The organism is Rodentibacter mrazii (assembly GCF_001998825.1).
Classification (GTDB): Bacteria; Pseudomonadota; Gammaproteobacteria; order Enterobacterales; family Pasteurellaceae; genus Rodentibacter; species Rodentibacter mrazii.
In genome coordinates this window covers 1-11,945 of record NZ_MLHG01000077.1, presented here as the reverse complement: position 1 = coordinate 11,945, position 11,945 = coordinate 1, and the positions used below count along the sequence as shown (strand labels likewise).

Annotated in this window: 11 protein-coding genes, 1 tRNA gene and 1 pseudogene; 7 read left to right on the top strand and 6 right to left on the bottom strand. The window is 42.3% G+C overall.

Going from position 1 to position 11,945, the window contains the following annotated elements:
• The first annotated feature begins 203 nt into the window (after positions 1 to 203).
• Positions 204 to 770, top strand: a complete 567-nt coding sequence (locus BKK47_RS10500) for an acetate uptake transporter (protein ID WP_018356098.1) — start codon at positions 204 to 206, stop codon at positions 768 to 770.
• Positions 771 to 846: 76 nt separating this feature from the next.
• Here BKK47_RS10500 and BKK47_RS10495 read toward each other — a convergent pair whose 3' ends face one another.
• The 4 genes from BKK47_RS10495 to BKK47_RS10480 form a co-directional block, all read right to left on the bottom strand.
• Positions 847 to 2,148 (bottom strand): sodium ion-translocating decarboxylase subunit beta, encoded by a 1,302-nt coding sequence (locus BKK47_RS10495; protein WP_077494786.1) that lies wholly within the window; start codon positions 2,146 to 2,148, stop codon positions 847 to 849.
• Between the two features lie 17 nt (positions 2,149 to 2,165).
• Positions 2,166 to 3,995, bottom strand: coding sequence for a sodium-extruding oxaloacetate decarboxylase subunit alpha (oadA, locus tag BKK47_RS10490; protein ID WP_077494785.1), 1,830 nt, complete (start codon positions 3,993 to 3,995; stop codon positions 2,166 to 2,168).
• 36 nt (positions 3,996 to 4,031) lie between these two features.
• Positions 4,032 to 4,301 (bottom strand): oxaloacetate decarboxylase subunit gamma, encoded by a 270-nt coding sequence (locus tag BKK47_RS10485; RefSeq protein ID WP_077494784.1) that lies wholly within the window; start codon positions 4,299 to 4,301, stop codon positions 4,032 to 4,034.
• A gap of 122 nt (positions 4,302 to 4,423) precedes the next feature.
• Positions 4,424 to 4,518, bottom strand: a tRNA-Sec gene (locus BKK47_RS10480).
• Positions 4,519 to 4,588: 70 nt separating this feature from the next.
• Between BKK47_RS10480 and selA the strand changes: the two genes are divergently transcribed.
• The 3 genes from selA to BKK47_RS10465 are packed head-to-tail and all read left to right on the top strand — an operon-like array spanning position 4,589 to position 8,742.
• A complete protein-coding gene (gene selA / locus BKK47_RS10475) occupies positions 4,589 to 5,974 on the top strand; it encodes an L-seryl-tRNA(Sec) selenium transferase (RefSeq protein WP_077494783.1) in 1,386 nt (461 codons plus the stop codon).
• Positions 5,971 to 7,833 (top strand): selenocysteine-specific translation elongation factor, encoded by a 1,863-nt coding sequence (selB, locus tag BKK47_RS10470; RefSeq protein WP_077494782.1) that lies wholly within the window; start codon positions 5,971 to 5,973, stop codon positions 7,831 to 7,833. Before selA ends, selB begins: the two co-directional genes overlap by 4 nt.
• A 9-nt stretch (positions 7,834 to 7,842) precedes the next feature.
• Positions 7,843 to 8,742 carry a DUF3298 domain-containing protein gene (locus BKK47_RS10465; protein ID WP_077494781.1) on the top strand — a complete coding sequence of 300 codons (900 nt, stop codon included), beginning with the start codon at positions 7,843 to 7,845 and terminating at the stop codon, positions 8,740 to 8,742.
• Between the two features lie 23 nt (positions 8,743 to 8,765).
• Here the strand turns inward: BKK47_RS10465 and BKK47_RS12840 are convergent.
• Together BKK47_RS12840 and tusA are read right to left on the bottom strand one after the other, a co-directional pair.
• A pseudogene (locus BKK47_RS12840) lies at positions 8,766 to 8,882 on the bottom strand (electron transport complex subunit RsxE); the annotation flags it as partial.
• Entirely contained in the window at positions 8,858 to 9,097 is a 240-nt protein-coding gene (gene tusA, locus BKK47_RS10460; RefSeq protein WP_077494780.1) for a sulfurtransferase TusA, read from the bottom strand. The gene tusA and the pseudogene BKK47_RS12840, both read right to left, overlap by 25 nt.
• Positions 9,098 to 9,208: 111 nt before the next feature.
• On the opposite strand from tusA, the gene BKK47_RS10455 reads away from it, so the two are divergent.
• Genes BKK47_RS10455 through hemG form a run of 3 tightly spaced genes read left to right on the top strand, consistent with a single transcriptional unit; the run spans position 9,209 to position 11,825 of the window.
• Entirely contained in the window at positions 9,209 to 9,829 is a 621-nt protein-coding gene (locus BKK47_RS10455) for a YigZ family protein (protein ID WP_077494779.1), read from the top strand.
• 2 nt (positions 9,830 to 9,831) lie between these two features.
• Positions 9,832 to 11,295, top strand: coding sequence for a TrkH family potassium uptake protein (locus BKK47_RS10450; protein WP_077494778.1), 1,464 nt, complete (start codon positions 9,832 to 9,834; stop codon positions 11,293 to 11,295).
• Positions 11,295 to 11,825 carry a menaquinone-dependent protoporphyrinogen IX dehydrogenase gene (gene hemG / locus BKK47_RS10445; protein WP_077494777.1) on the top strand — a complete coding sequence of 177 codons (531 nt, stop codon included), beginning with the start codon at positions 11,295 to 11,297 and terminating at the stop codon, positions 11,823 to 11,825. The genes BKK47_RS10450 and hemG overlap by 1 nt, the downstream gene beginning before the upstream one ends.
• Positions 11,826 to 11,945: the final 120 nt, after the last annotated feature.

The following is an 11,945-nucleotide window of genomic DNA, read 5'->3' as shown; positions in this document are numbered from 1 at the left end:
GGATTTATGACAATGTAAGATTAAAATTTGTGTAAGTAAAAGCATAAAAAAGTGCGGTCAGTTTGCAAAATATTTTTGAAATTGACCGCACTTCATCTTTTCCTCATCATTATTAAAAATTTCTTCATTACAGTATTTATTTATTCATCAATTTCAGCCATAATCGCGCGGCTTATTACTTTATTATTTTTGAGGAAATTTTTATGTCGGCAACAAAAGACAGTTTAGCAAATCCGGGTCCGTTAGGATTATGTGGTTTTGCATTAACCACTTGGTTATTATGTTTAATCAATGCAGGTATTTTTGACAGTTCAAACCTTGGCTTGGTATTCGGTATGGCATTCGCATTTGGTGGAACCGCACAGATGATCGCCGGAATGTTTGAATTTAAAAAAGGCAACACCTTCGGATTTACCGCATTTATCAGCTATGGGGCATTCTGGTGGTCTTGGGCGTTATTTGTTGCGTTCTTTAAAGGCGAAACCTCTGCACAATTTGTGGGCTGGTATTTAGGCTGTTGGGGAACATTCACCTTAATGATGTTCTTAGCGACTTTCCCAAAACCGCGTGCATTACAAGCGATTTTCTTCTTTTTAACTTTAACGTTTTACGCATTAGCTATTGGTGATGCCACAGGAAACCACGCGATTGTGAATGTAGGGGGCTATTTAGGGTTAATCACCGCACTTTGTGCATTCTATTTAGCCGCAGCTGAAGTGTTAAATGAATCCTATGGCAGAACGGTATTGCCGATTGGTGAAAAGAAATAATTTTTAACAGCTGGTTTGAAAAAGTGCGACCATCTTTTCGAGAGAATTGATGGTCGCACTTTTTTACGTTAAAATATCACATTCCGGCAATATATTTCAACATTACGCCCGCTGCGATAGCCGAACCAATCACGCCTGCCACATTCGGCCCCATGGCGTGCATCAGTAAGAAGTTTTGGTGATCCGCTTCTAACCCGACTTTATTCGATACCCTTGCTGCCATAGGAACGGCAGAAACACCGGCAGAGCCAATAAGCGGATTGATTTTGTTTTTGCTGAATTTATTCATCAATTTTGCCATCAACACTCCACTCGCCGTGCCAATACTAAAGGCGACAACACCGAGTAACAAAATCCCTAGAGTTTGTGGTTGTAAAAATTTATCCGCCACCAATTTTGCCCCAACGGATAAACCAAGTACGATGGTGGTAATGTTGATTAAGGCATTTTGCGTAGTATCGCTTAACCGTTCTACTACACCGCTGACCCGCATTAAATTACCAAAACAGAACATCCCCAATAACGGTGCGGCATCCGGTAAGATCAAAGCAACCAGTAACAACAGGATGATTGGAAATAGCACTTTCTCACGCTGACTGACAGGGCGAAGTTGTACCATACGGATTTTCTGCTCTTCTTCTGTGGTGAGGGCTTTCATAATCGGCGGTTGAATTAAGGGAACAAGCGCCATATAAGAATAAGCCGCCACGGCGATAGCCCCAAGTAATTCCGGTGCGAGTTTGCTGGTGAGGTAAATCGCTGTCGGACCGTCTGCGCCACCAATAATCCCAATCGCAGCAGCCTGCGGAAGGGTGAAGGAAATAATGCCGAGCCAGTTTAACGCTAATGCGCCTAACACGGTGGTAAAAATACCAAATTGAGCCGCCGCCCCTAACAGCAAGGTTCTAGGATTTGCAAGAAGCGGACCAAAATCTGTCATTGCGCCCACGCCCATAAAGATGACAAGCGGCGCAACACCATAACCGATAGCGACTTTATAGAATAAGGCGAGAATACCTGCGCTATACCCCATATCACCGGCTAAGGTTTCCAATTCGGCAATCTGCGACGGTAACGCACCGTTCAGTGCGTCCTTAATGGCAGCCGGATCGGCTACGGTATTAAGTTTTGTCGCAACGATAGCAAGTTGCTGCGTCGTGCCGGAATGGATAAGGTTATCCAATGCCGTCATCGCAATTCCGGCTTCGGGAATGTTGGACAACAACCCGCCAAACCCTATGGGCAATAATAACAACGGTTCAAATTTTCGGGAGATCGCCAACCAGAGCAGAAGCAAGCTCACGCCGATCATCACGGCTTGTCCCCATTCCAGATGCATGATCCCCATGCCTTTAAATAATGCAATAATACTATCCATATTTCCCCACCTACTACTTATGCGATGGTCATTAGGGTATCACCTACGGTGACGGTATCGCCGGCTTTAATAGCGATATTCTGAACTGTGCCACTTTTCACCGCTCGAATTTCGGTTTCCATTTTCATGGCTTCAAGCACGAGTAATACATCGCCTTCTGCGATAGTCTGTCCTTCTGTGGCAAGCACTTTCCAAATATTGCCTGACATTGGTGCGGTAACCGGCGTGCCTATGGCGGATTGAGCCGATGCAGAAGGTGGTGTCGTGGTAGGTGTTGAAGCTGTTTGAGCAGAAGGCCCGCTTAGTGTGATATTGGTTACATTCCCCCCCTCGCTGACTTTCACCACAAAGGCTTTACCTTCTAATTCCACAGTGTAAACCGCCGACTCATTAGATTTTGCGGTTGAAAGTGCGGTTGGTTTTTCGGGTGTTTTTTCAGCCGTTTGCTCTGCCGTTGGAGCAGGTTCAAAGGCTTCTGGATTGCCACGATTTTCTAAGAATTTTAAACCGACCTGTGGGAATAACGCTACAATCAGCACATCATCAATTTCATTTTCAGACAAGCTAATACCTTTTTCCTTCGCAAGCTGTTTCACTTCCGCAGTGAGTTTGTCCATTTCAGGAGCAAGATGATCTGCCGGGCGATCCGTAATAGGTTGCGCACCTTCTAATACGCGAGCCTGCAACTCAGTATTTACCGCAGCCGGAGTGCGTCCGTATTCACCTTTTAAAATACCTGCAGTTTCTTTCGCAATAGTTTTATAACGTTCCCCCATTAACACGTTAATCACCGCCTGAGTACCGACAATTTGTGAAGTTGGCGTAACGAGTGGGATAAAACCGAGATCTTCACGAACGCGTGGAATTTCTTGTAGAACTTGGTCGAGTTTGTCCGAAGCGTTCTGTTGTTTGAGTTGGCTTTCAAGATTCGTGAGCATACCGCCCGGCACTTGCGCCACTAAAATGCGGCTATCAACGCCTTTTAATTGCCCTTCAAATTTCGCATATTTTTTACGAACGGTACGGAAATAATCCGCAATTTTTTCCAGTTTAAGAATATCTAAACCCGTGTCATACCCTGTGCCTTGCAGGGTGGCAACCAGCGCTTCGGTGGCAGGATGTCCATAAGTACCGCTCATGGAGGAAATGGAGGTATCAATGCCGTCGGCTCCCGCTTCCACACCTTTCAGTAATGCCATTTCAGCCATACCGGTGGTGGAGTGGCAATGTAGATGGAGACGAATGTCATAACGTTTTTTAATTTCACTGACTAATTCGTAGGCGGACATCGGTGTTAAAATACCGGACATATCTTTAATCACAAGAGAATCAATACCGATTTCTAATAATTGTTCTGTGGTATCCAACCAAGTTTCTAAAGTGTGAACCGGACTGGTCGTATAACTTAGAGTCCCTTGTGCGTGCCCGCCCTGTTTACGAACAGCTTTCAATGCCTGTTGCATATTGCGCGGGTCATTCATTGCATCAAACACACGGAATACGCTCATACCATTGATGAGCGCACGTTCGACAAAGCGATCCACCACGTCATCGGCATAATGACGGTAACCCAACAAATTTTGCCCGCGTAAAAGCATTTGTAATGGTGTTTTTGGTAAGGCTTTTTTCAATTCACGCAAACGCACCCAAGGGTCTTCACCTAAAAAACGAATGCAACTATCAAAGGTTGCACCACCCCATGCTTCCAATGACCAATAACCGACATCATCTAATGCTGATGCAATGGGTAACATATCTTCAAGACGCATACGGGTGGCGAATAGTGATTGATGCGCATCACGTAACACAACATCGGTAATTGCGATTTTTTTATGTTGAGCTGTCATAAACTACCTCTTCCTTAGCCTATTAAATTAAACATATTATTTTAAGCCTTGTTGACGGCGGTGGTGTGCAATTGCCGCAACAATAACCGGACGTAAACGAGCAATATCATCGACATTCGACACAGTGGTCGATTGTGATTGATTAAATTGTGATGATGTTGGGGATTCATTTTCGGGAAAGAATCGATTGATAATTTTCGAGGCAAACTCAATAGCGTAAATAAGAAGGAATAGAAAAAAGATAACAAACCCCATTCCTGCAAACATTAAATTGAACCCTTCAAACATGAGTTCTGAACTTGTCATAATTACTCCCAAAAAAATTGAAAATACAGTGGATATATTAATTTTTTTCTATAAAAAAAACTTTGATATAGTTCACAAAAATGAGGTAAAGTGCGGTTGAAACGGGGATTTTGGAGATTATTTGGCGGAAAGTCATGGGAGTCGAACCCACCCGAGAACGCTGGCGTCCTCAACAGGATTTGAAGTCCTGCCACCTCACCGGAGATGACGACCTTCCAAGGTTGAAATCGGCGGTACTTTAGCGTAAATTAGCCGCCAATTCAACGTTATTTTAAACGGATTCAAAAATGACCGCACTTTTTCAACAGCTGCCTGCCGTTGATAAACTTCTCAAAATGCCACAAGGTGAACAACTTATCGCTGAATTTGGTCATTCTGCCGTAGTGGCAATTTGTCGGGAATTATTAACACAGGCACGTCAATATATTCAAAAAAATCATCAAGTTCCTGAATATTTCAATGATTTTGACCGCACTTTTGTCGAACTTCAAGCTCGTTTAAACGAGCAAAATGCCGTGCAAATTAAAACCGTGCATAATCTTACGGGAACGATATTACATACCAATTTAGGGCGTGCAATATGGTCGGAAGCCGCACGGCGAGCAGCATTGTCCGCAATGCAAGGAAACGTTGCGTTGGAATATGATTTGGAAGAAGGCAAACGGAGTCATCGTGATCACTACATTAGTACGCTGTTATCCCGTTTAACCGGGGCTGAGGCGGCTTGTGTGGTGAATAATAATGCAGCGGCGGTACTCTTGATGTTGGCAACTTTCGCACAGGGAAAAGAGGTGGTGATTTCTCGCGGTGAACTTATTGAAATCGGCGGTGCATTTCGTATTCCGGATATTATGACTCAGGCTGGTTGTCATTTAGTGGAAGTGGGCACGACCAACCGCACGCATTTAAAGGACTATCAAAATGCAATTAGTGAAAATACTGCTTTATTAATGAAAGTTCATAGCAGTAATTATCAAATTTTAGGTTTTACCTCATCGGTTTCGGAGCAAGAATTGGTTGAACTTGGGCGAGAGATGATGGTTCCTGTAGTAACCGATCTCGGTAGTGGCGCACTCATTGATTTAAGCCAATACGGCTTACCAAAAGAGCCGACCGTGCAAGAAAAAATAGCTCAAGGTGTCGATTTGATCACTTTCTCCGGTGATAAATTATTGGGGGGTGTACAAGCCGGTATTATTGTGGGAAAAAAAGAATGGATTGCACGCTTGCAAGCCCACCCGCTAAAACGGGTATTGCGTTGCGATAAAGTGACCCTAGCCGGTTTGGAAGCCACATTGCGCTTGTATTTGAATCCGGAAAAATTAATGGAAAACTTGCCAACATTACATTTGCTCACTCAATCTCTCGAAGTGTTACAAGAGAAGGCAGAGCATCTTAAAGTGCGGTTGGAAAAACGGTTAAATTCACAGTTTGATATTCAAATTGAAGAAAGCCACGCACAAATCGGCAGTGGTTCACAACCGATGGCACGTATCCCTTCCCTTGCGGTCACGATTGCTGAAAAAACAAAAGTCAAATTAACCGCACTTTCCGAGCGTTTCAAGAAACTTTCCCAGCCTATTATCGGACGTATGGAAAACGGCAAATTATGGTTGGATGTTCGCAGTGTTGCGGATATGGAAACTTTATTACAGGTGGTAGATGAACTATGATTATTGTCACTTCAGGACACGTCGATCACGGCAAAACAGCGTTACTCAAAGCGCTAACCGGCACGAATACAACGCATCTACCGGAAGAAAAAAAGCGCGGAATGACGATCGATCTTGGTTATGCCTATTTACCTCTCGGTGAGAGTGAGAAAATCCTTGGTTTTATTGATGTACCGGGGCATGAAAAATTCCTTTCAAATATGTTAGCAGGATTAGGCGGTGTTCATTATGCTATGCTGATTGTTGCGGCGGATGAGGGCATTGCGGCACAAACCAAAGAACATTTAGCGATTTTACGTCAGTTACAATTCCATGAAATTATGGTGGTGATTACCAAAGCGGATCGTGCAGATTCGGTGCAAATCGATACATTAATCCACCAAATTAAGCAAGATTACCCGTTTTTATGCCAGGCAAAATATTTCATTACTTCTGCAGAAAACGGTCAGGGCATTGAGGAGTTGCGTAATTATTTACAACAACTGCTGGAATTGGCGGAAACACAAAAACCGTTCCGTTATGCCATTGATCGGGTTTTTAGCGTTAAAGGTGCAGGCACAGTAGTGACCGGCACGGCTTTTGCCGGAACGATACAAGTAGAAGATGAACTCTCTCTTTCTACCGGGCAAAAAGTGCGGGTAAAAGCCATTCATGCGCAAAATACGCCAAGTGAGCAGGGAGTGGCAGGGCAACGTTTAGCGTTAAACCTCAATGTGGATTTAGATCGCACACCGATAAAACGTGGCGATTGGTTATTACAAGATGTTCCACCTTTGCCAACCACACGCATCAGTGTGCAAATTTGGGTGGAAACCTCGTTGAATGAAAGTCAGCCTGTGCATATTTATCATGCCGCCAGTCGTACTACGGGTAAACTCAGTCTATTACAAAGTAAAAATGTTGCTAAAAATGACCGCACTTTAGCGGAGATTATTTTGGATTCCCCACTGTTTCTAGCCTTTGGTGATAAACTTATTTTGCGTAGTGGCGATGCGAAAACCCTTGTAGCTGGGGCTAGTGTGTTGGAAATTAACTCGCCAAAACGCCATAAACGAACGGAAGAGCGGTTAAATTTCTTGGCAAATTTAGCTTTAGCAGAAAATGCGGCGCAACGTATTGCGTTTACCCTTCAACATACAGCGGTCGTAGCGAATCAGATAATGTGGGGGGAGCAGATCAGTGCTTCACAATTGGACGAGGCGTTGGCGCAGCAAGGGGCAATGCGCTATCAGGATTGGTGCTTTAATGCGGATTATCAGGCAGAAAAAACACAGCAAATTTTAACCGCACTTGCCACCTATCATAAACAGCATAATGATCAATTGGGTGTGAGCAAAGCACGTTTGTATCGTATGGCGGCACTTAATCAGCCGGAAAATTTGATTTATCACTTGATAGATGAAATGTTGGAGAGCGGTAATATCCAACAAACCCGAGGGTGGTTGCATTTACCTGAACATAAAATCCGCTTCGATGAGGAAGAGCAAACCCGTTGGCAATGGGTGTTAAAGGAATTTGAAAAGGCTAATGGGCAAGCGATTTGGGTACGCGATATGGCGAATGCGTTGGGGACGGACGAAAGCGAGATGCGTAATTTTATGTATAAAGCAGGTAAACTGGGTTATCTTACACCTATTGTAAAAGATCGTTTCTTCTTAACGGAAACTATTTACGCTTATGCGCGTCTTATTAAACAACTTGCTGAAGAAGGAAAAACTTCTGTCAATGAGGTGCGTGACCGACTGAATTTTGGTCGCAAACTCACTGTGCAACTTATGGAATATTTCGATCGTACCGGGTTTTTACGCCGTAAAGGCAATGATCACGTTTTACGTGATAAAAATATCTTTGATTTATAAGGAGAAAACATGAAAAAAACATTAATTTCAGCTGTAATTCTAAGCGCACTTTTAACCACCGGTTGCCAAGATAAAGAGGCTCAAGCAAAAATTGAGCAGCTTAATCAAACGGTAACACAGCTCACCGCTGAAAATACTCAGTTAAAAGCAGATTTAACCGCAGAAAAAGAGCGGGTAGAGAAGATTATTCCTGCGATTTTTACCGAAAAAGATGTGATCTTCGACAAGACAGAAACCTTTAAATATCCACAATCAAAAGGAGATTATGCACCGGAAGAAGGCAGGGTTACCTATTCGATTTCTATATTGAAAACAAATATCGATTGGTTAAATACGTTGCTATGGGACGAATTGACTCAAGAAGAAGGCAAGGTTCCTACCCGTGAGCAGTTGGTGGCAAATTACCAGAAACATTTTGATGAGACCCGCAAAGGTATGATGGAAGAACCGAGTATTGCTTTTGAAAGTAGCCGTTGGGTTGATTTTATCGGTCAGAAAGAGAAGTTGGCTACTTTTGCTGTCGGTTATCATGATTACACCGGTGGGGCACACGGAATGGGCGGTAGTCGTTATTTCACCCTTGATCTGACCTCTCACAAAATCTTAAAACTCAATGATTTATTTGATGAGAAATCGTTATCACAGGTGAAAGAGCTGTTGTGGGCAAATTATACAGACGGTACAGTAAAAGATGACGAAACTTTTACGAAAAAAGCTGATTTTAATGTATCAGATAATATTTATTTAGATGCCAAAGGCGTGCATTTTATTTATAGTGCCTATGAAATTGCACCTTATGCGGCAGGAGAGCCGGATTTAACGCTGAATTGGTGGCAATTAAAGGATTTGTTAAAGCCGGAGTTTAAACAACAAAACTATGTGAAATTTGACGAAGATGTGAAGTCATAATGATAGAAAGTGCGGTGATTTTTATTCACAAACTCGCTTACTCGTTTGTTCACCCCTATCGGGCCGTTGGCAGAGCCAACGTTCAAAAAACGTTGTTTTTTGTCACCGCACTTTTTTATTTCCCTTTTTTCACCCAATATTTAAACGGAGGCGTTTCCATTTCGCTTTGTATTAGGGTGTGTTCCATAAATTGACAAAAACTTGGAATATCGCGGGTGGTGGCGGGATCATCGGCGATGATCAACAGCACGTCGCCATTATTTAGATGGCGTATATTTTTACGTACCAACATCACAGGTTCAGGGCAGCGTAAACCTTGAGTATCAAGAGTTTGAGTAATAGAAATTTCAGACATTGATTTCTCTTTCCAAAAAATAATTCTGTATGATACCACTTGTTAGGAAATTTCGACAAATCCCCTCCATCAGTGATAGACTAGCACCATTTAAATTATTTGAAAAATGAAATGACGGAATATTTTGTTCCTAAAAGTGCGGTTATTTTTGAAGAAGAAATTAAAAAAAGCCGTTTCATCACTTATTTGCAACACACGAATGGTTTAGGTGAAGCCAGAGCATTTTGGGCTGAGATCAAAAAAGCCCATCCGAACGCTCGACATCATTGTTGGGCGGCGGTGGCGGGTAAACCGACAGATTCACAACAATTAGGATTTTCAGACGATGGCGAACCGGCAGGTACGGCAGGAAAGCCGATGTTAAGTGCTCTATTAGGAAGTAATGTGGGTGAAATTAGTGCGGTAGTTATTCGTTACTATGGAGGGATTTTGTTAGGAACAGGCGGTTTGGTGCGCGCTTATGGTAATGGTGTTCAACAGGCATTAAAACAGTTGGAAACTGAAATCAAAGTGGAACGTATTCCCTTTCATTTGGATTGTGATTATGGACAAATGGGGTTGGTACAGTTACTTTGTGAGAAATATCAAATTGAGATTTTATCGCAGGATTTTCAAGTGCAAATTCATTTAACCTTGGGCATTAGTGAAAAAATGGTTGAACCGTTTTCAACAGAATTAACAGAAAAATCTGCAGGAAAATTGATCCTTCGACCTTTGGAAACAGGTGAATAATTGTGCATATTTTATCCATTATTCGAATTATTGGTATTCTCGTGATGTGTTTTTCCGGTGCGATGTTGCTACCTGCTTTTGTTGCATTAATCTATGGTGATGGTGGCGGAAAAGCCTTTATGCAAGCCTTTATCTTAAGTTTAATGTTTGGCGTACTGTTGTGGTGGCCTTGCCATCATCATAAACAAGAATTGCGTTCACGAGACGGTTTTTTGATTGTGGTAGCGTTTTGGTTTGTGCTTGGCGGTTTGGCAACTTTGCCATTATTGCTACTTGATACGCTTCATTTAACGGTGGCATCTGCCGTGTTTGAAGCTTTTTCAGGTTTGACCACAACGGGCGCAACTGTAATGACAGGACTAGATAATCTGCCTAAGGCATTGTTATTCTACCGACAATTATTACAGTGGCTCGGGGGAATGGGGATTATTGTATTGGCGATTGCGATTATTCCGCTATTGGGGATTGGTGGTATGCAGCTTTATCGCGCCGAAATGTCCGGCCCGATGAAAGAACAAAAAATTCGTCCAAGGATTGCGGAAACCGCTAAGATGCTATGGGGGATTTATTTTTCACTGACGATTTCTTGCGCATTAGCGTATTGGTTGGCGGGAATGGAACCCTTTGATGCGTTGACACATAGTTTTTCTACCGTATCTATTGGAGGATTTTCGACACATGATGCGAGTATGGGGTATTTCAATAGCCCGTTGATTAACGGTATTACCGTTTTATTTTTATTGATCTCAGCTTGCAATTTTGGCTTGCATTTCCGTGCATTTTCGACAATTGGGCGTGAAAATTTTGTCAAAATTTATTTGCGCGATCCTGAATTCCGCTTTTTTATCAGCACTCAGATTATTTTAGTGGCGCTATGTTCTTTCATAATGTGGAACCATAGTTATTTTTCATCTTCTTGGCAAGATTTTGAACAAGTCCTATTTCAAGCCGTCTCAATATCTACCACGACAGGATATACCACATCGGATTTTACTACATGGCCCTCTTTTGTACCTGTGCTATTAATTCTTGCCTCTTTTATGGGCGGTTGTGCTGGCTCTGTGGGTGGCGGGGTGCGTGTGGCACGGGTATTGGTACTTTACCTACAAGGAAAACGGGAACTAAAACGTGTAGTTCACCCGAATTTAGTCTATCCCATAAAATGGGGGAAAACCGTATTAGATGATCGGGTTATTGGGAGTATCTGGGCATTTTTTTCCGCATACCTTTTAGTCTTTTTAGTTTGTTTACTCGGGGTGATTGCCTGTGGTGTTGAACCTTTTGATGCATTTAATGCGGTTTTAGCTTGTTTGAATAATCTAGGGCCTGCGCTAGGCTCTGTCAGCGGCAATATGATGGCGATCCCAGATAGTGCAAAATGGATTTTAACCGTAGCCATGGTATGTGGACGCTTGGAAATTTTTACCCTGTTAGCTTTATTTACCCCTGCATTTTGGAAAGCCTAATGAAAACATTAATTCTTTATTCAAGCCATGATGGACAAACAAAAAAAATTGCTGAATTTTTAACCGCACTTTTAGAAGGTGAGGTAATCGTTGATGCGTTACGAGAAGATTATAATATCGAAGCTTTTGATCGTGTGATTATTGGAGCTTCCATACGTTATGGGCATTTTTGTAAAATGCTTGACCGTTTTGTTATGAGTAACCATGAGAATTTATCACAAAAAAGTGCGGTATTTTTTGGCGTTAATTTAACAGCACGGAAAGAGGGAAAAGATAACCCGGAAACTAACGTATATGTACGTAAATTTTTGCAACGTACAAAATGGCAACCCAAATTGTCGGCGGTGTTTGCTGGCGCACTATTATATCCACGTTATAAATGGTTTGATCGTGTGATGATCCAATTCATTATGAAGATCACAGGTGGGGAGACAGATACAAGCAAAGAAATTGAATATACGGACTGGGAAAAAGTTAAGGTATTTGCTCAACGAATTAATAAGTTGGATAAATCATCAAAATTCAGCTAAATTTCATTCAAACCGTTGCTGTTTTAATCAAAAGATCATTTTTTTAAATTTTTTTGTAAAAAGTGCTTGCATAGGTCTAATTTTTTCCTATAATACGCCCCACACAACGACGCGCTGTTG

Excerpts from the sequence above, each read along its gene's own strand:
- BKK47_RS10500 (WP_018356098.1), top strand. The coding sequence starts at position 204 with ATGTCGGCAACAAAAGACAGTTTAGCAAATCCGGGTCCGTTAGGATTA.
- BKK47_RS10495 (WP_077494786.1), bottom strand. The coding sequence starts at position 2,148 with ATGGATAGTATTATTGCATTATTTAAAGGCATGGGGATCATGCATCTG.
- oadA (WP_077494785.1), bottom strand. The coding sequence starts at position 3,995 with ATGACAGCTCAACATAAAAAAATCGCAATTACCGATGTTGTGTTACGT.
- BKK47_RS10485 (WP_077494784.1), bottom strand. The coding sequence starts at position 4,301 with ATGACAAGTTCAGAACTCATGTTTGAAGGGTTCAATTTAATGTTTGCA.
- selA (WP_077494783.1), top strand. The coding sequence starts at position 4,589 with ATGACCGCACTTTTTCAACAGCTGCCTGCCGTTGATAAACTTCTCAAA.
- selB (WP_077494782.1), top strand. The coding sequence starts at position 5,971 with ATGATTATTGTCACTTCAGGACACGTCGATCACGGCAAAACAGCGTTA.
- BKK47_RS10465 (WP_077494781.1), top strand. The coding sequence starts at position 7,843 with ATGAAAAAAACATTAATTTCAGCTGTAATTCTAAGCGCACTTTTAACC.
- tusA (WP_077494780.1), bottom strand. The coding sequence starts at position 9,097 with ATGTCTGAAATTTCTATTACTCAAACTCTTGATACTCAAGGTTTACGC.
- BKK47_RS10455 (WP_077494779.1), top strand. The coding sequence starts at position 9,209 with ATGACGGAATATTTTGTTCCTAAAAGTGCGGTTATTTTTGAAGAAGAA.
- hemG (WP_077494777.1), top strand. The coding sequence starts at position 11,295 with ATGAAAACATTAATTCTTTATTCAAGCCATGATGGACAAACAAAAAAA.